This is a genomic window from Pseudomonas sp. FW305-20 (assembly GCF_058788075.1).
Map to the genome: position 1 here is coordinate 62646 of NZ_JBYTAJ010000008.1, position 17215 is coordinate 79860.

A 17215-nucleotide genomic window follows, 5' to 3' on the forward strand; every position below is an offset into this window, starting at 1 on the left:
GGAATTCATGCTTTGAATCCATAATCAACTCGGTCGTTCAGGTCGATGTATAGCGCCAGACACCCCGGTCGGCTCCCTCTCCTGGGGGAGAGGGCTGGGGAGAACGCCTCACTCAATCTCCAATCTGCCGCAACCGCTTGTAAAGCGTATTCCGGCTAACCCCCAACCTGCGGGCCAAATGGGAGATATTCCCCCCAGCCGCCTGCAACTGCCGATTCAATTCCTCGGCATCATTCAAGTCAACCGCTACCGGCTCCGGCAAATCCACCGGCTCCATCTCCAAATCAACAAAAAAATCATCCGGCAAATGCTCCGGCCGCACCGGTTGTTCCTCGGCCATGGCCAGCGCTACCTGCATCACGCTGCTGACCTGGCGTAAATTCCCCGGCCACGGGTGGCGCCCGAACAACTCCAATACCTCTCGGCTCAGCCCGGCCCACTGCGATGGCTCGCGGTGTTGTTCCCACAGGCGTTTGAACAAGGCCTCTTTATCACTGCGTTCTCTTAACGGCGGCAGTTCCAGGGTCAAACCACCAATCCGGTAATACAAATCCTCGCGGAAGCGCCCCAACTGTACCTGTTCGCGCAACGAGCGGTTGGTTGCCGAAATAATCCGTATATCCACCGGGAACAACTCGCTGCTGCCCACCGGTTGCACACAACGCTCCTGCAACACTCGCAGCAGTCGAGCCTGAGTCGGCAACGGCATATCGCCGATTTCATCAAGGAACAGGGTGCCTTTGTCGGCCTTGCGGATCAGCCCGATGCTGCCTTTCTGGTTGGCACCGGTGAACGCACCTTTCTCGTAGCCAAACAGCTCTGACTCCACCAGTTCGGCGGGGATCGCTGCACAGTTGACGGCAATGAACGGTTTTTTACTCCGGGAGCCGGCTTGATGCAGGGCTTTGACGAAGACTTCCTTCCCGACCCCGGTTTCGCCGTGGATCAGCAACGGAATGTCTTTTTCCAGCAGCCGCTCCGCCTGGCGCACGGCTTTTTCCACGCGACTGTCGCCGAAATGAAGGGTATTGAGGCTGATCGCTGCTGGAGTTGTCACCGCCGATTCGGTGAACACTCGCGCCTGAATCGGCACCTGTTTCGGCCGCTTCAACAGGCATTGAAAGCGATTGCGCCCGGAGGCTTGCAGGGCGAAGGGCAGGCCATCGGGCTGGTTCAGCAGTTCCAGCAAGGACACCTTGAACAGGCTTTCGACGCTGACCCGCGACAGACTGATGCCCAGCAGATTGTCGGCCCGGCGGTTGGCCGACAGCACCTGACCGGTTTCATCGAAGATCAGCAACCCGGCCCATTGGCTGTCGAGGTTGTTCAGCCCGGTGTTGAAGGTCAGTTGAAAATGCTGGCCATGGAACAGGTTGAGGATCAGCCGGTTTTCCACAGTCTGACTCATCATTTTGACCATGCCGAGCGTGTGGGACGGCGGCAGGTAGCTGTCGCTGGACACATCCAGCACCGCGATGACCTTGCGTTCGGCATCGAAAATCGGTGCGGCGGAACCGGTCATGAAACGGTTGGCCTTGAGGAAATGTTCATCGTGCTCGATGTGCACTGCCTGCTCGCAGGCCAGCGCGGTGCCGATCGCATTGGTGCCGCTGCAGCGTTCCATCCAACTGGCGCCGGCGCTGAAACCGCGGGTCAGGCTCGGCTCGATAAAACGCTGGGTGCCCCAGGACGTCAGCACCTGGCCCTGATTGTCAGCGAGCATGATCAGGCAGTTGGAGTTACTGAGGATGTTCTCGTAATACGGCAGGACTTCCTGGTGAGTGGTTTGCACCAGTGAGTGCTGGCTCTCCAGCAATTGCGCAATGCCCTCGGCCGGCAACTGATCGAACGCCGGTGCGCTCTGATGATTGAGGCCGAACGCGCGGCATCGGGACCAGGAGTCCTGGATGATGGCGTCATGGGAGAGCGGCAGGGCGGGTGCGGCCATGGCAGTCGATCTCTGAGCATTATTATTTTTGTTATGAGTAACGCGATCCCTGCTACAAGGGCGTGTGCGATTCAGAATTTCCCGCAGTAAAAGCATCCGTAGAGTGTTGTTCACTATTGTTCATTGTCAACCGCCGGATTGTTCAATTGTTCAGTCGCGGTTGTTCATTTCTGTTCAGCAACGAACCCGGTTTTTCTTCCATTTTCAGGATTCCCAAGCCGGATCAACGGCTTGCAGTTTCTGGCACGAATGTCGCTCTGTTGCTCAGGTCGCTTGACTCCAATAATAAAAAGGCCGAGCCATGTCATTAACCCTGGAGCACGTCAGCCGCACCGTCGAGGGCCAGACCTGGATCGACGATGCGTGCCTTAGTTTCGAAGCCGGATCCTTCAACGTTTTGCTCGGGCGCACGCTGTCCGGCAAAACCAGTCTCATGCGCCTGATGGCCGGTCTGGACAAGCCCGACAGCGGGCGCATCCTGATGAACGGCGTCGACGTTACCCAGCGCCCGGTGCGATTGCGCAACGTGTCGATGGTTTATCAGCAGTTCATCAACTACCCAACCATGACGGTGTTCGAGAACATCGCCTCGCCCTTGCGCCAGGGCGGCGTTTCCAATGAGCTGATCCAGAGCAAAGTGCTGGAAACCGCAAAGATGTTGCGCATCGAGAAATTCCTCCAGCGCCATCCGCTTGAACTCTCCGGCGGTCAGCAACAGCGCACGGCAATGGCCCGGGCGCTGGTCAAGGATGCCGAGCTGATCCTGTTCGATGAGCCGCTGGTGAACCTCGACTACAAACTGCGCGAAGAATTGCGTCAGGAAATGCGCGAGCTGTTCAAGGCTCACCACACCATCGCCATCTACGCCACCACCGAACCCAACGAAGCCCTGGCGCTGGGCGGCACCACCACCATTCTTCATGAAGGCCGGGTGATTCAAAGCGGCAAGTCTTCCGAGGTTTATCACCAGCCGCAAACCGTGCTGGCGGCGGAGCTGTTCTCCGAGCCGCCGATCAACCTGATGCCGGGGCGTATCGCCGGCAACGAAGTCAGCTTCGCCAATTTCGTGCACTTCCCGCTCAACGTCGATCTGCGGCCAGTGGGCGAGGGCGAGTTCCGCTTTGGCGTACGGCCCAGCCATATTTCGCTGGTACCAAGCAACGACGATGACCTGGAACTGGCGGTGACCGTTGAGGTGGCCGAGATCAGCGGGTCGGAAACTTTCCTGCACGTGCGCAACGAACATTTCCTGCTGGTGCTGCACTTGCCCGGCGTCCACGAATACGACGTCGATGCGCCGATTCGGATCTATATCCCGACCCATAAACTGTTTGTCTTCGATACGCAGGGGCGGCTGGTCCAGGCGCCCGGTCGCCGTATCGCGAGGGTTGCCTGATGGCCGAGATTCGTTTGCAGCACCTTGCCCACAGTTACAGCCGCACGCCGACCGGCCCCGAGGATTACGCGATTCGCGAGATGGACCACGTCTGGGAGCAGGGGGGGGCTTACGCACTGCTCGGGCCTTCGGGCTGCGGTAAATCGACCTTGCTCAACATCATTTCCGGATTGCTCAGTCCGTCCCAGGGCCAGGTGCTGTTCGACAGCAAAGTGGTCAACGACCTGACCCCCGAGAAGCGCAACATCGCCCAGGTTTTCCAGTTCCCGGTGGTCTACGACACCATGACCGTGTTCGATAACCTGGCCTTCCCCCTGCGTAATCAGGGCATGGCCGAGGCGAAAATTCACAGCAAGGTGCAGGAAATCGCTGAAGTCCTGGACCTCCAGGCGTTGCTGGGCAAGAAGGCGCGCAACCTCACCGCCGATGAAAAGCAGAAAGTCTCCATGGGCCGAGGGCTGGTGCGCGATGACGTGTCGGCGATTCTGTTCGATGAACCGCTGACCGTGATCGACCCGCACCTGAAGTGGAAGCTGCGGCGCAAGCTCAAGCAGATCCACGAGCAGTTCAACATCACCATGGTCTACGTCACCCACGATCAGCTCGAAGCCTCGACCTTCGCTGACAAGATCGCGGTGATGTACGGCGGGCAGATTGTGCAATTCGGTACGCCGCGAGAACTGTTCGAGCGGCCGAGCCACACCTTTGTCGGCTATTTCATCGGCAGTCCGGGGATGAACCTGATCGAGGTTCAGCCGCAGCCTGGCGGTGTCGGTTTCGCCTCGACGCATTTGCCGCTTTCCGATGCTCAGCAGAAACGCGTCGCCGAGTCCGAGTGGAAAACCCTGAAGGTCGGTATCCGTCCGGAGTTCGTGCACGTGTGGGATGAGCCGTTTGATGAGGCGATGCAGGCACAGGTCGTACACGTCGAAGACCTTGGCACCTACAAGATCATGACCCTGAACCTCGACGGCGCCCCTTTGAAAGTGCGCCTGGCCGAAGACAAGCCAGTGCCTGAGGGAACCGCCTACATCAGCTTCCCGGCTCAATGGTTGATGGTGTATGCCGACGAATACCTCCTGGAGACGTAGCCATGAACAAGGTGCAGAACAACAAGGCCTGGTGGCTGGTGTTGCCGGTGTTTTTGCTGGTGGCGTTCAGTGCGGTGATCCCGATGATGACCGTGGTCAACTACTCGGTGCAGGACATTTTCGATCAGTCCAGCCGCTACTTCGTCGGCGCCGACTGGTACAGGCAAGTGCTGCTCGATCCGCGCTTGCACGACTCATTACTGCGTCAGTTCATCTATTCCGGCTGTGTGCTGCTGATCGAAATCCCGCTGGGCATCGCCATCGCCCTGACCATGCCGACCAAGGGCCGCTGGTCGTCGCTGGTGCTGATCATCCTGGCGATTCCGTTGCTGATTCCGTGGAACGTGGTGGGGACGATCTGGCAGATCTTCGGTCGGGCGGACATTGGCCTGCTCGGCGCCAGCCTCAAGGCCATGGGCATCAACTACAACTATGCGGCCAACACCATGGACGCCTGGGTCACGGTGCTGGTGATGGACGTCTGGCACTGGACGTCGTTGGTGGCGCTGTTGTGTTTCTCCGGTTTGCGGGCGATTCCGGACGTGTATTACCAGGCGGCACGGATTGATCGGGCATCGGCCTGGGCGGTGTTCCGACACATCCAGCTGCCCAAGCTCAAGAGCGTATTGCTGATCGCGGTGATGCTGCGGTTCATGGACAGTTTCATGATCTACACCGAGCCGTTTGTGCTGACCGGTGGCGGTCCGGGGAATGCCACGACCTTCCTGAGCCAGACCCTGACGCAAATGGCGATCGGGCAGTTCGACCTCGGCCCGGCGGCGGCTTTCTCGCTGGTGTACTTCCTGATCATCCTGTTGGTGTCCTGGCTGTTCTACACGGCCATGACTCACTCTGACGCCAACCGCTGAGGTCTGCCATGAGTAAAAGAAAGCTCATTCCGTTGCTGATTTACATCCTGTTCCTGCTGGTACCGATCTACTGGTTGCTGAACATGTCCTTCAAGAGCAACACCGAAATCCTCAGCGGCCTGACGTTGTTTCCGCAGGATTTCACCTTCGCCAACTACAAGGTGATTTTCACCGATCCGGCCTGGTACACCGGTTATCTCAACTCGCTGTACTACGTGAGCCTGAACACGGTGATTTCCCTGAGCGTGGCCTTGCCGGCCGCGTATGCGTTCTCGCGCTATCGGTTCCTCGGAGACAAACACCTGTTTTTCTGGCTCCTGACCAATCGCATGGCGCCGCCAGCGGTGTTTTTGCTGCCGTTCTTCCAGCTGTATTCCTCGATTGGTTTGTTCGACACCCACATCGCGGTTGCGTTGGCTCATTGCCTGTTCAACGTGCCATTGGCGGTGTGGATCCTTGAGGGCTTCATGTCCGGCGTGCCGAAGGAAATCGACGAAACCGCCTACATTGATGGCTACAGTTTTCCCAAGTTCTTCGTGAAGATCTTCGTTCCGCTGATCGGCTCCGGGATCGGTGTGACGGCGTTTTTCTGCTTCATGTTTTCCTGGGTCGAGCTGCTGCTGGCGCGGACGCTGACCTCGGTCAACGCCAAACCGATTGCGGCGGTGATGACGCGCACGGTCTCGGCGTCCGGCATCGACTGGGGCGTGCTGGCGGCGGCGGGGGTGTTGACTATCCTGCCAGGCATGCTGGTGATCTGGTTTGTTCGCAACCACGTGGCCAAGGGCTTTGCCCTGGGCCGGGTCTGAGGAGCTGATGATGGAATGGATGAGTTGGACCGGCCCTACGGCGGCATTCTTCAGCGTCATTGCCTTGATCCTGGTGGGCATGACGACCTGGGAACTGCGTTCGCCGAGCATTCTTCGCCGTGGTTTGTTGCCGATTGCCACCACCCGTGGCGATCGGTTGTTTATCGGTCTTCTCGGCAGCGCCTACCTGCATTTGCTGGTAATCGGCGTCACCGACTGGAGCATCTGGGTGGCGTTCGCGTTGTCCCTGGTGTGGCTGTTGGCTGTGATGCGTTGGGGCTAGTCGAATCGCTCGGCAAAGTTGCTCCGAAACCCTATAAGGAGGTCTCTATGTTCGACAAAAACAATAAGCTGCGACATAGCGTTTCATTGGCAGCCATGCTGGCACTCAGCGGGTTGAGCGCTGCAGCCTGGGCCGATGCCTATGAAGACGCCGCCAAGAAATGGATTGGCAGCGAATTCAAACCGTCCACCCTCACCCCGGAACAGCAGCTCGAAGAGTTGAAGTGGTTCATCAAGGCGTCCGAGCCGTTTCGCGGGATGAGCATCAAGGTGGTTTCGGAAACCATCGCGACCCACGAATATGAATCCAAAACCCTGGCCAAAGCCTTTACCGAAATCACCGGGATCAAGCTGACCCACGACTTGCTGCAAGAAGGCGACGTGGTGGAAAAGCTGCAGACCCAGATGCAATCGGACAAGAACATCTATGACGGCTGGGTCAACGATTCGGACCTGATCGGCACGCACTTTCGCTACGGCAAAACCGAATCGATCACCGACCTGATGGCCAACGAAGGCAAGGCTTACACCTCGCCGACCCTGGACATCAAAGACTTCATCGGCATCTCGTTCACCACCGCGCCGGACGGCAAGATCTATCAGCTACCCGACCAGCAGTTCGCCAACCTTTACTGGTTTCGCGCCGACTGGTTCGAGCGGGCGGACCTGAAAGCAAAATTCAAGGAAAAATACGGTTATGAACTGGGCGTGCCGGTGAACTGGTCGGCCTATGAAGACATCGCCAAATTCTTCAGTGAAGACATCAAGGAAATCGACGGCAAGCGCGTCTACGGTCACATGGACTACGGCAAGAAAGATCCGTCCCTGGGCTGGCGCTTCACCGATGCCTGGTTCTCGATGGCCGGCGCTGGCGACAAAGGCATTCCCAATGGCTTGCCGGTGGACGAGTGGGGCATCCGCGTCGAGGACTGCCATCCGGTGGGCTCCAGCGTGACCCGCGGCGGCGACACCAACGGCCCGGCGGCGGTCTATGCCACCACCAAATACGTCGACTGGCTGAAGAAATACGCGCCACCGGAAGCGGCGGGCATGACCTTCTCGGAATCCGGTCCGGTGCCGTCCCAGGGCAACATCGCGCAGCAGATCTTCTGGTACACCGCGTTTACCGCCGACATGACCAAACCGGGCTTGCCGGTGATGAACGCCGACGGCACGCCGAAATGGCGGATGGCACCGTCGCCGAAAGGTCCGTACTGGGAAGAGGGCATGAAACTCGGTTATCAGGACGCCGGTTCCTGGACCTTCCTCAAGTCCACGCCTGAGAAGCAAAAACTCGCGGCCTGGCTGTACGCGCAGTTCGTGACCTCGAAAACCGTATCCCTGAAGAAAACCATCGTCGGCCTGACGCCCATCCGCGAGTCGGACATCAACTCGCAAGCCATGACCGACCTGGCGCCGAAACTCGGTGGTCTGGTCGAGTTCTATCGCAGCCCGGCCCGTGTGCAATGGACCCCGACCGGGACCAACGTGCCGGACTATCCGCGTTTGGCACAACTGTGGTGGAGCCACATCGCCGAAGCGGCCAGCGGCGAGAAAACCCCGCAACAGGCGCTGGATGGTCTGGCCAAGGATCAGGACGCGATCTTGACCCGTCTGGAACGCTCGAAGGCGCAAGCCACCTGCGCACCGAAAATGAACCCCGAACGTGACGCGCAGTACTGGTTGGACCAACCGGGTGCACCGAAGCCGAAACTGGCGAACGAGAAGCCTAAAGGTGAAACCGTGAGCTATGCCGAACTGCTGAAATCGTGGGAGGCGGCGCGTAAGTAAGCGTCTGTAATGTGAAACGCAAACGGCACCGTGAGGTGCCGTTTTCTTTGGCGCCTGATCCATTGCAATCGCGAGCAGGCTCACTCCTACAATGATCTGCGGTGTTCACAGCATTTGTGACCGGCACAACACCTGTAGGAGTGAGCCTGCTCGCGATAGCGGAATGTCAGGCAACAAAGGTGTTGACTGACCGGGCGCCTTCGCAGGCAAGCCCGTTCCCGCAGGTTTCAGTGATGTCTACAGATTCTGTGGCCACCCCCGATCACTGTGGGAGCCGGGCTTGCCCGCGAAGTGGCCGGCCCGGATATTGGAAGTCGGGAGCCGGACACCTCAGCGCGCCACCCGCTCAACCGCAGGAAATCCCAACCGAAACACCGTCATCGCCCCCGGCAAGCTCTTCACCTCGGCCACACCCTGATGCAGGCTCATGATCGACCGCACAATCGCCAACCCCAACCCGGTGCTGCCCTGTGAACGCGAGCGGCTGCTGTCGACCCGGTAGAACCGATCAAACAGGTGCGGCAGATGCTGCGCCTCAATCCCAGCGCCCGGGTTGCTGACCAGCAACGAAACCTGGGTCGCGCCGCGCTCAATCAGCAGCGTTACGGTTTTCCCGGGCGGGCAGTGGCGTAGTGCGTTGGACAGCAAATTCGAGATCGCCCGTTGAATCATCAACCGGTCACCCATCACCTGCGCACTGCCGACCACGTTCAGATGGACCTGCTTGTCCTGCGCCGACAGGGAAAACATCTCGGCGACTTTCCAGGCTTCTTCTTCCAGGGCAACCGACTCGAACGGCGCGAGCGCCGACGGGTGACTGACCTGTGCCAGAAACAGCATGTCCGAGACAATCCGCGCCACGCGCTCCAGCTCTTCAGTGCAGCAAACCAGGACATCCTTGTACTCATTCACGCTGCGTTCGCGGGACAACGTCACCTGCGCCTTGCCCATCAAATTGTTGATCGGCGTACGTAGCTCATGCGCCAAATCATCAGAGAACTGCGACAGCTGCTGCACACCGGCGTCGAGACGATGCAGCATGAAGTTGATGCCCTGCGCCAGTTCGCTCAGCTCCTGGGGCATGTTCACCACCGACAGCCGATGATCCAGATCCTGGGTCGAGACCATCGCCGCCACTTTGCGAAATTCACGCATCGGCGCCAGACCGCGCTGCACCGCGCCCCAGGCACTCAGTCCGATAAAGATCAGCAGCAACGGCAAGGCAATCAGGGTCGAGCGCAGGTAGGCGCTGAGCAAGGCCTCATCGTGGGCGTTGTCCATCGATAACAGCACCGGGACGCGGGTGCCGTCCTTGAGGCTGATCAGCCTGGACGCTGTGAGGAATTTCGCCCCCTTGGCGTCGGTGTTGGTGGTGTAGGCCAACTCGTCGCTGACGGCCCGCACCGCCTTCAATTCAAGTCGCGGATCGGCCATGCCGGTGCCGGATTTGAGCAGTTGCGTGCGCAGGTTGTTGCGGTCGTAAATGGTTAGCGTGAGGTTGTCATGGCCCATGACCTGATCAAGCAGGATGTGCGGTTTCGCCCTGATTTCTCCGGGGTCAGTGTACAGCGACAGGCTGTGTTCAACCTGCTCCATCTTCTTTTCCAGACTGTCCCTGGATAACCCGTTCAGCTCATGGGTCAGGGCGAAATACGCCAGGATCGCCAGGAACACCACGAGCAGCGCGCCGAGAATACTGACCGTCAGCCCCAGCCGCATCGACAGGCTGGCCGGCTTCATTCCCGCGACTCCAGCACGTAGCCGACACCGCGCAGGGTGTGGATCAACTTGTTGTCGAACGGGTCATCGATCTTCGCCCGCAACCGCCTGATCGACACTTCGACCACGTTGGTGTCGCAGTCGAAGTTCATGTCCCACACCAGCGAAATGATCTGGGTGCGGGTCAGCACTTCGCCGGACTGGCGCATCAACAGATGCAGCAGGGCGAACTCCTTGGTGGTCAGGTCGATACGCTGTTCGCCACGAAACGCACGATGACGGCCAGGGTCGAGTTCCAGGTCGGCGACTTTCAGTACCTGCGGCACCGGGATGTTCTCGCTGCGACGCATCAGAGAGCGCACCCGTGCCAGCAATTCCGGAAACTCGAACGGCTTGAGCAGATAATCGTCGGCGCCCAGATCGAGGCCACGAATCTTGTCAGCCAGGCGACCGCGCGCGGTGAGCATCATCACCCGCGTGGAGTGAGTGCGACGCAGTTGTTCCAGCACGCCCCAGCCGTCCAGTTCCGGCAGATTCACATCCAGAATGATCAGGTCATAAACCTGTTGTTGCGCCAGATGCAATCCATCGGCGCCATTGGCGGCGTGGTCAACGATATAACCACTTTCCGTCAGTCCCTGATGTAAGTATTCGGCAGCTTTAAGCTCGTCCTCGACGACAAGGATTCGCATGATCAATCACCACTTTCATTGAATGGATATTTAATTAAGGTGGCCGGGAAAGTTGTTGTTTTTGTAAGGGCTTCCGGACGGGTTTGAATAACGACTCACTATTTTTCTACAGCACTTTCTCCGTTTGCAGGCGTGCAAGGTAAAGGCTGTAGTGACTACAGAGTCAACCGATTACTCGGTGTTGAGGCTTTAAAACCACAGTCTGCGACAGCCTGTCGCAGCAGGCGGGAACAAAAATCCATCTGCCTCATGAGAGGTGAATTGAGACAAGTACTGTTCGACGGATGCCGGCACATCATTTGTTTCTATGTATTGCTAGTTAGGTATTTGCGCTTTGCATGCTAGAGCAAAACAACTTGGCGCAACCGTGGATAACGGATTTGTAATGTTTCAGTCACCTTGTCGATAAGTTCAAAACCCTACCGTGGCGGCATCGAAGATTCTTGATTAAAGGAAGTATTCCATTGCCCGGTTTAAGAGAACTGACGGCGCGGTCACGCCTGAAAAAAACGGCGTGGATGGTCATGGTCAGCGGCGGTTTGTTGCTGGCCGGCGCGCCTTTTGCCAATGCATCGACCCTGACCCTCGATCAGGCCCTGCAAACCGCATTCGCCGGCAACCCGGATCTGGCAGCGGCGCAATGGGAAATCGGCATCGCCGAGGGTGACCGCCAGCAGGCCGGTCTGATCCCCAACCCCGAAGTGTCGTGGGAAGCCGAGGACACCCGCCGCGATTCGCGCACCACCACAGTGATGCTCAGCCAGCCGATTGAACTGGGCGGCAAGCGCGGCGCGCGGATCGATGTCGCCAGCCGCGCCCAGGACGCCGCCGGGATCGAACTGCAGCGCAAGCGCAATGTCTTGCGCGCCGATGTGGTTCAGGCGTTCACCAGCGCCCAGACTGCGCAGCAACGCGTGCAGTTGTCTCGCCAGTCGCTGCAACTGGCCGAGCACGGATTGCGCGTGGCGCTGGGGCGGATCGAGGCGGGCAAGTCGTCGCCAGTCGAAGGCACACGGGCGCAAGTGCAACGCTCCGAAGTGCGACTGGAACTGAGCCGCGCCGAACGGGATCAGGCCAACGCCTATCAGCAACTGGCGCAGGTCATGGGCGCACCGTTACCGACTTCGACCACCGTGCAGACGGCCACGCAAAGCATGCCCGCCGTGCCGCCGCCGACCCGCTTGCTGGAGCGCCTGAACGAGACCGCCGAGCTGCAGCTGGCCACGTTGCAGATCGATCAGCGCGAGGCATCGTTGGGACTGGAGAAGGCGCAACGGATTCCCGACCTGACCGTGAGCATCGGCAGTCAGTACAGCGAACAGGAGCGCGAGCGGGTCAACGTGGTCGGGCTGTCGATGCCGATTCCGCTGTTCAACCGCAATCAGGGCAACGTGCTGGCGGCAGCGCGCCGTACCGATCAGGCGCGGGATCTGCGCAACGCCACCGAGCTGCGCTTGCGCACCGAAATCCAGACCACCCTTGAGCAATGGCAGACCGCCAACGGCGAAGTCCAGGCGTTCAACCAGACCATCCTGCCCGCCGCACAACGTGCAGTGGACAGCGCCACGCGCGGCTTCGAAATGGGCAAGTTCGGTTTCCTCGACGTGCTCGACGCCCAGCGCACCCTGATCAGCGCCCGCACCCAATACATCCAGGCCGTTGCCGAGGCGACGGACGCGCGGGTGCGCATCGAACGCATTTTCGGCGACCTCGGCGCACTCGCCGTCAGCCCTTGAATTTCACCTTTCAGATCACTGCGCGATGGCATGGCGCAGAGGAGTTTCCATGGATAAAAAACTGATCGTTGTCGCGGTGGCAACGTTGGCGCTGGGCATTGGTATTGGCTCGATGTGGGCGGGCAACGGGTCCATCGAGGCCCACGCCGATGAAGCGGCGGAGCATGCGGACCACGACGAAAAAGGCGTTGCAGCCGAAGGTGAAGAGGGGCATCTGACGTTGAGTGCCGAGCAGATCGTGGCGGCGGGCATTCAACTGACCGAAGCGCGGGCGCAAAGCATCAGCCTCGGTTTGTCGTTCCCCGGCGAAGTGCGCCTGGACGAAGACCGCACCGCCCACGTCGTACCGCGGGTGCCAGGGGTAGTCGAGTCGGTGTCGGTCAATCTCGGGCAGTGGGTGAAGAAGGGCCAGCTGCTGGCGGTGATCGCCAGTCAGCAGATCTCCGATCAGCGTAGCGAACAGGCTGCGGCGCAACGGCGCTTGGCCTTGGCGCGCACCACCTACGAGCGCGAGAAGCAGTTGTGGCAGGACAAGATTTCCGCCGAGCAGGATTTGCTGCAGGCGCGCCAGGCGCTGGAAGAAGCCGAAATCGCCGTGAACAACGCCCGGCAAAAGATCAGCGTACTCAGTGGCAGCGTGGTTGCCACCGGCGGCAATCGTTATGAACTGCGCGCGCCGTTCGACGGGGTGGTAGTGGAAAAGCATCTGACGTCAGGGGAGGTGGTCGACGAAACCACGGCGGCGTTCACGCTCTCGGACCTGTCGCGAGTGTGGGTGACCTTCGGCGTTTCGTCCAAGGATCTGAACAAGGTGCAGGTGGGCAAAGCGGTCACTGTCAGCGCCCCGGAACTCAATGCGCAAGTCGCCGGCACGGTGGCTTACGTCGGCAGTTTACTCGGCGAACAGACCCGTACCGCCACCGTTCGCGTCACCTTGGAAAACCCTCAAGGTTCGTGGCGTCCCGGATTGTTTGTCACCGCACTGGTCGCTACCGACAGCCGTCAGGCCAACGTGGCGGTGCCGGAAGCTGCGATCCAGACCGTCGAGGACAAACCCACGGTGTTCGTGCGCACCGATGACGGCTTCGAGGCGCGGGCCGTGGAGCTGGGCAGTCGTGCAGCGGGGCAGGTGGAAGTTACGCAGGGGCTGGAGGCCGGTGCGCAAGTCGCTGCGGCCGGCAGCTTCGTTCTCAAATCGGAACTGGGCAAGGCCTCGGCCGAGCACTCTCATTGAAGACTCCCCCTAAAGACGCCCATCGATTCGCCCCCTCGACGAGAAGGTTCTCATGTTCGAACGCCTGATCCAGTTTGCCATCGAGCAGCGCATCATCGTGCTGCTCGCCGTTCTGCTCATGGCCGGCCTCGGGATCGCCAGTTATCAAAAACTGCCGATCGACGCCGTGCCCGACATCACCAACGTCCAGGTGCAAATCAATACCGGCGCCGCCGGGTTCTCGCCACTGGAAACCGAGCAGCGCATCACCTTCCCGATTGAAACCGCCATGGCCGGTCTGCCGGCGCTGGAGCAGACCCGTTCGCTGTCGCGTTCGGGGCTGTCGCAGGTTACGGTGATTTTCAAGGACGGCACCGACCTGTTCTTCGCCCGGCAATTGGTCAACGAGCGGTTACAGATCGCCAAGGAGCAATTGCCCGAGGGCACCAACGCGGTGATGGGGCCGATTTCCACCGGCCTCGGCGAGATCTTCCTGTGGACCGTGGAAGCCAGGGAAGGTGCGCTCAAGGACGATGCAAGTGCCTACACGCCGACGGATTTGCGGGTGATTCAGGACTGGATCATCAAGCCGCAACTGCGCAACGTCCCTGGTGTGGCCGAGATCAACACCATCGGCGGCTTTGCCAAGGAATACCAGATCGCCCCCGATCCGAAACGGCTGGCAGCCTACAAGTTGACCCTCACCGACCTGATCACGGCGCTTGAGCGCAACAACGCCAACGTCGGCGCCGGGTACATCGAGCGCAGCGGCGAGCAGTTGCTGATTCGGGCGCCGGGACAGGTGGCGAGCATCGAGGACATTGCCAATATCGTCATGGCCAACGTCGATGGCACGCCGATCCGGGTGAAGAACGTCGCCACCGTGGACATCGGCCGCGAACTGCGCAGCGGCGCGGCCACGGAAAACGGCCGTGAAGTGGTGCTCGGCACCGTGTTCATGCTGATCGGCGAAAACAGCCGAACCGTGTCCCAGGCCGTCGCCAGCAAGCTGGAGCAGATCAACCGTTCGCTGCCCAAAGGCGTGATCGCGGTGCCGGTGTACGACCGCACGCACCTGGTGGACAAGGCCATTGCCACGGTGAAAAAGAACCTGATCGAAGGCGCGATTCTGGTGATCGCGATTCTGTTCCTGTTTCTCGGCAACATCCGCGCGGCATTGATTACCGCGATGGTGATTCCGTTGTCGATGCTATTCACCTTCACCGGTATGTACAGCAACAGGGTCAGCGCCAACCTGATGAGCCTGGGCGCCCTCGACTTCGGCATCATCGTCGACGGCGCGGTGGTGATCGTCGAAAACACCCTGCGACGGCTGGCCCATGCGCAGCAGCATCACGGGCGTTTGCTGACCCGCTCCGAGCGTTTGCGTGAAGTGTTTGCGGCGGCCAAAGAGGCTCGGCGACCGCTGATTTTCGGCCAGTTGATCATCATGGTCGTGTACCTGCCGATCTTTGCCCTGAGCGGCGTCGAAGGGAAAATGTTCCACCCGATGGCGTTCACCGTGGTCATCGCCTTGCTCGGCGCCATGCTGCTGTCGGTGACCTTTGTGCCGGCCGCGATTGCGCTGTTCGTCACCGGCAAGGTCAAGGAAGAAGAGGGCATGGTGATGCGCGGTGCGCGCCGGGTGTATGCGCCGGCGCTGGCGTGGGTGATGAACCATCGCGCCGTGGCGGTGGGCGCGGCGTTGGGCGTGATTGTGCTCAGCGGCGTGCTGACCAGCCGCATGGGCAGCGAGTTCGTGCCGAGCCTCAGCGAGGGCGATTTTGCCCTGCAAGCCTTGCGCGTGCCGGGCACCAGCCTCACGCAATCGGTGGACATGCAGCAGCGTCTGGAAACCCTGATCCTGGGCAAAGTACCGGAAGTCGAGCGCGTGTTCGCCCGCACAGGCACTGCGGAAATCGCCTCCGACCCGATGCCGCCGAACATCTCCGACAGCTACGTGATGCTCAAGCCAAAAGAGCAATGGCCGGACCCGGACAAGTCTCGCGAAACCCTGATGGCGGAACTGCAACAGGCCGCCGCGACGTTGCCGGGCAGTAACTACGAACTGTCGCAGCCGATTCAGTTGCGCTTCAACGAACTGATCTCCGGCGTGCGCAGCGACGTCGCGGTCAAGGTGTTCGGCGATGACATGGCCGTGCTCAACGCCACCGCGGCGAAGATTGCCGCCGCCATGCAGAAGGTCAATGGCGCCTCTGAAGTCAAAGTCGAACAAACCACCGGCCTTCCGGTGCTGACCATCAACATCGACCGCGACAAGGCGGCGCGTTACGGGCTCAACGTCGGCGATGTGCAGGACACCATTGCCGTCGCGGTGGGTGGGCGTCAGGCCGGCACGTTGTATGAAGGCGACCGACGTTTCGACATGGTGGTGCGGTTGTCCGATGCCATGCGCAAGGACATCGAAGGTCTGTCGGCGCTGTTGATTCCGGTGCCGGCACTGCTCAATGGCGCGGCTGATCAGATTGGTTTTATTGCCTTGAAAGAAGTCGCCAGCCTTGATCTGGTGCTGGGGCCGAATCAGGTCAGCCGCGAAAATGGCAAGCGCCTGGTGATCGTCAGCGCCAACGTGCGCGGGCGCGATATCGGGTCGTTCGTCGAAGACGCGGGCGAGGTGATCGAGCGAGAGGTGCAGGTGCCTGCGGGTTACTGGATAAGTTGGGGCGGGCAGTTCGAGCAACTGCAATCGGCGGCCAAGCGCCTGCAGATCGTGGTGCCGGTGGCGTTGCTGCTGGTGTTCGGGTTGTTGTTCATGATGTTCAACAACCTCAAGGATGGCTTGCTGGTGTTCACCGGGATTCCGTTTGCGTTGACCGGCGGGGTCATGGCGCTGTGGTTGCGGGACATTCCGCTGTCGATCTCGGCAGGCGTGGGCTTTATCGCGCTGTCGGGGGTAGCGGTGCTCAACGGGCTGGTGATGATTGCGTTCATCCGCAACCTGCGGGAGGAGGGGCGTTCGCTGTCTGATGCGATCAATGTAGGTGCGCTGACACGTCTGCGCCCGGTGTTGATGACGGCGCTGGTGGCGTCCCTGGGCTTTATTCCGATGGCGCTGGCGACCGGTACTGGCGCGGAAGTGCAGCGACCATTGGCGACGGTGGTGATTGGCGGGATCCTGTCCTCGACCCTCCTGACGCTGCTGATCTTGCCGGCGCTGTATCAGCTCGCCCATCGCCGAGAAGAAGACACAGCTCCAACAGAGTAGGTGATCTACCTGTGGGAGCTAGCCTGCTAGCGATAGCAAATCTGTCAGTCGACACTGATGTTGATTGATCCATCGCTTTCGCGAGCAGGCTCGCTCCCACAGTTTTTTTGGCACATGACGGATATGTAATTTGTGCGCCACCGTTATGAAAGGTTCGGATTGTTACCTTGATCCCGTCAGCTACTAAACGAGGAATCAAACATGAAATTCGCACAAATCAGTGCCTTTGCAGCAGCGTTGGCGATGTCTTCTCTGGCCTTGGCCGAAGGCGGCGGCGATCGGACCTTCGAAAAAATGATGACCGCCAATGACCGCTCCGTAGAACTGTTCGTCGCCAAGGAACAAGCTCGCGACCCCGTCGTCGTCAATGAAAAGAAAGACGACAACACCAAAGACTTGTAAGCGCATCGCACTTGAACAAGCCCGACATCGAGTCTCGATGC

At 59.9% G+C, this 17215-nt stretch carries 13 protein-coding genes; 10 read left to right on the top strand and 3 right to left on the bottom strand.

Annotated features, from left to right (window positions below; translation table 11 throughout):
- Positions 1–112: 112 nt before the first annotated feature.
- A complete protein-coding gene (locus tag AC3WP4_RS09285; protein WP_102615562.1) occupies positions 113–1948 on the bottom strand; it encodes a sigma-54-dependent Fis family transcriptional regulator in 1836 nt (611 codons plus the stop codon).
- Positions 1949–2249: 301 nt separating this feature from the next.
- On the opposite strand from AC3WP4_RS09285, the gene AC3WP4_RS09290 reads away from it, so the two are divergent.
- Genes AC3WP4_RS09290 through AC3WP4_RS09315 form a run of 6 tightly spaced genes read left to right on the top strand, consistent with a single transcriptional unit; the run spans position 2250 to position 8186 of the window.
- Complete coding sequence (locus AC3WP4_RS09290; RefSeq protein ID WP_008146067.1) at positions 2250–3344, top strand: ABC transporter ATP-binding protein; 1095 nt, start codon at positions 2250–2252, stop codon at positions 3342–3344.
- Positions 3344–4435, top strand: coding sequence for an ABC transporter ATP-binding protein (locus AC3WP4_RS09295; protein WP_102615563.1), 1092 nt, complete (start codon positions 3344–3346; stop codon positions 4433–4435). Before AC3WP4_RS09290 ends, AC3WP4_RS09295 begins: the two co-directional genes overlap by 1 nt.
- A 2-nt stretch (positions 4436–4437) precedes the next feature.
- Positions 4438–5304, top strand: coding sequence for a carbohydrate ABC transporter permease (locus AC3WP4_RS09300; protein ID WP_074878246.1), 867 nt, complete (start codon positions 4438–4440; stop codon positions 5302–5304).
- Between the two features lie 8 nt (positions 5305–5312).
- Positions 5313–6113 (top strand): carbohydrate ABC transporter permease, encoded by an 801-nt coding sequence (locus AC3WP4_RS09305; protein ID WP_017339615.1) that lies wholly within the window; start codon positions 5313–5315, stop codon positions 6111–6113.
- Positions 6114–6123: 10 nt separating this feature from the next.
- The gene (locus AC3WP4_RS09310) at positions 6124–6396 is read left to right on the top strand and encodes a DUF2160 domain-containing protein (protein ID WP_008146061.1); all 273 of its coding nucleotides are present in this window, start codon (positions 6124–6126) and stop codon (positions 6394–6396) included.
- 47 nt (positions 6397–6443) lie between these two features.
- Complete coding sequence (locus AC3WP4_RS09315) at positions 6444–8186, top strand: ABC transporter substrate-binding protein (RefSeq protein WP_076027932.1); 1743 nt, start codon at positions 6444–6446, stop codon at positions 8184–8186.
- Between the two features lie 330 nt (positions 8187–8516).
- Here the strand turns inward: AC3WP4_RS09315 and AC3WP4_RS09320 are convergent, their stop codons facing one another.
- Positions 8517–9926 carry a heavy metal sensor histidine kinase gene (locus AC3WP4_RS09320; RefSeq protein ID WP_074878242.1) on the bottom strand — a complete coding sequence of 470 codons (1410 nt, stop codon included), beginning with the start codon at positions 9924–9926 and terminating at the stop codon, positions 8517–8519.
- Positions 9923–10597 carry a heavy metal response regulator transcription factor gene (locus AC3WP4_RS09325; protein ID WP_074880806.1) on the bottom strand — a complete coding sequence of 225 codons (675 nt, stop codon included), beginning with the start codon at positions 10595–10597 and terminating at the stop codon, positions 9923–9925. Before AC3WP4_RS09325 ends, AC3WP4_RS09320 begins: the two co-directional genes overlap by 4 nt.
- A gap of 464 nt (positions 10598–11061) precedes the next feature.
- Between AC3WP4_RS09325 and AC3WP4_RS09330 the strand changes: the two genes are divergently transcribed.
- The 4 genes from AC3WP4_RS09330 to AC3WP4_RS09345 all read left to right on the top strand — a co-directional run bounded on the left by AC3WP4_RS09330 (position 11062) and on the right by AC3WP4_RS09345 (position 17174).
- Entirely contained in the window at positions 11062–12333 is a 1272-nt protein-coding gene (locus AC3WP4_RS09330; protein WP_102615564.1) for a TolC family protein, read from the top strand.
- Positions 12334–12382: 49 nt separating this feature from the next.
- Positions 12383–13567 (top strand): efflux RND transporter periplasmic adaptor subunit, encoded by a 1185-nt coding sequence (locus AC3WP4_RS09335; RefSeq protein ID WP_102615565.1) that lies wholly within the window; start codon positions 12383–12385, stop codon positions 13565–13567.
- 52 nt (positions 13568–13619) lie between these two features.
- Positions 13620–16772 carry a CusA/CzcA family heavy metal efflux RND transporter gene (locus AC3WP4_RS09340; RefSeq protein WP_102615566.1) on the top strand — a complete coding sequence of 1051 codons (3153 nt, stop codon included), beginning with the start codon at positions 13620–13622 and terminating at the stop codon, positions 16770–16772.
- 201 nt (positions 16773–16973) lie between these two features.
- Positions 16974–17174: a co-regulatory protein PtrA N-terminal domain-containing protein gene (locus AC3WP4_RS09345; RefSeq protein WP_076027927.1), complete on the top strand. Its 201-nt coding sequence runs from the start codon at positions 16974–16976 to the stop codon at positions 17172–17174.
- Positions 17175–17215: the final 41 nt, after the last annotated feature.

Coding starts and splice junctions, on each gene's coding strand:
- AC3WP4_RS09285 (WP_102615562.1), bottom strand. CDS start 1,948: ATGGCCGCACCCGCCCTGCCGCTCTCCCATGACGCCATCATCCAGGAC.
- AC3WP4_RS09290 (WP_008146067.1), top strand. CDS start 2,250: ATGTCATTAACCCTGGAGCACGTCAGCCGCACCGTCGAGGGCCAGACC.
- AC3WP4_RS09295 (WP_102615563.1), top strand. CDS start 3,344: ATGGCCGAGATTCGTTTGCAGCACCTTGCCCACAGTTACAGCCGCACG.
- AC3WP4_RS09300 (WP_074878246.1), top strand. CDS start 4,438: ATGAACAAGGTGCAGAACAACAAGGCCTGGTGGCTGGTGTTGCCGGTG.
- AC3WP4_RS09305 (WP_017339615.1), top strand. CDS start 5,313: ATGAGTAAAAGAAAGCTCATTCCGTTGCTGATTTACATCCTGTTCCTG.
- AC3WP4_RS09310 (WP_008146061.1), top strand. CDS start 6,124: ATGGAATGGATGAGTTGGACCGGCCCTACGGCGGCATTCTTCAGCGTC.
- AC3WP4_RS09315 (WP_076027932.1), top strand. CDS start 6,444: ATGTTCGACAAAAACAATAAGCTGCGACATAGCGTTTCATTGGCAGCC.
- AC3WP4_RS09320 (WP_074878242.1), bottom strand. CDS start 9,926: ATGAAGCCGGCCAGCCTGTCGATGCGGCTGGGGCTGACGGTCAGTATT.
- AC3WP4_RS09325 (WP_074880806.1), bottom strand. CDS start 10,597: ATGCGAATCCTTGTCGTCGAGGACGAGCTTAAAGCTGCCGAATACTTA.
- AC3WP4_RS09335 (WP_102615565.1), top strand. CDS start 12,383: ATGGATAAAAAACTGATCGTTGTCGCGGTGGCAACGTTGGCGCTGGGC.
- AC3WP4_RS09340 (WP_102615566.1), top strand. CDS start 13,620: ATGTTCGAACGCCTGATCCAGTTTGCCATCGAGCAGCGCATCATCGTG.
- AC3WP4_RS09345 (WP_076027927.1), top strand. CDS start 16,974: ATGAAATTCGCACAAATCAGTGCCTTTGCAGCAGCGTTGGCGATGTCT.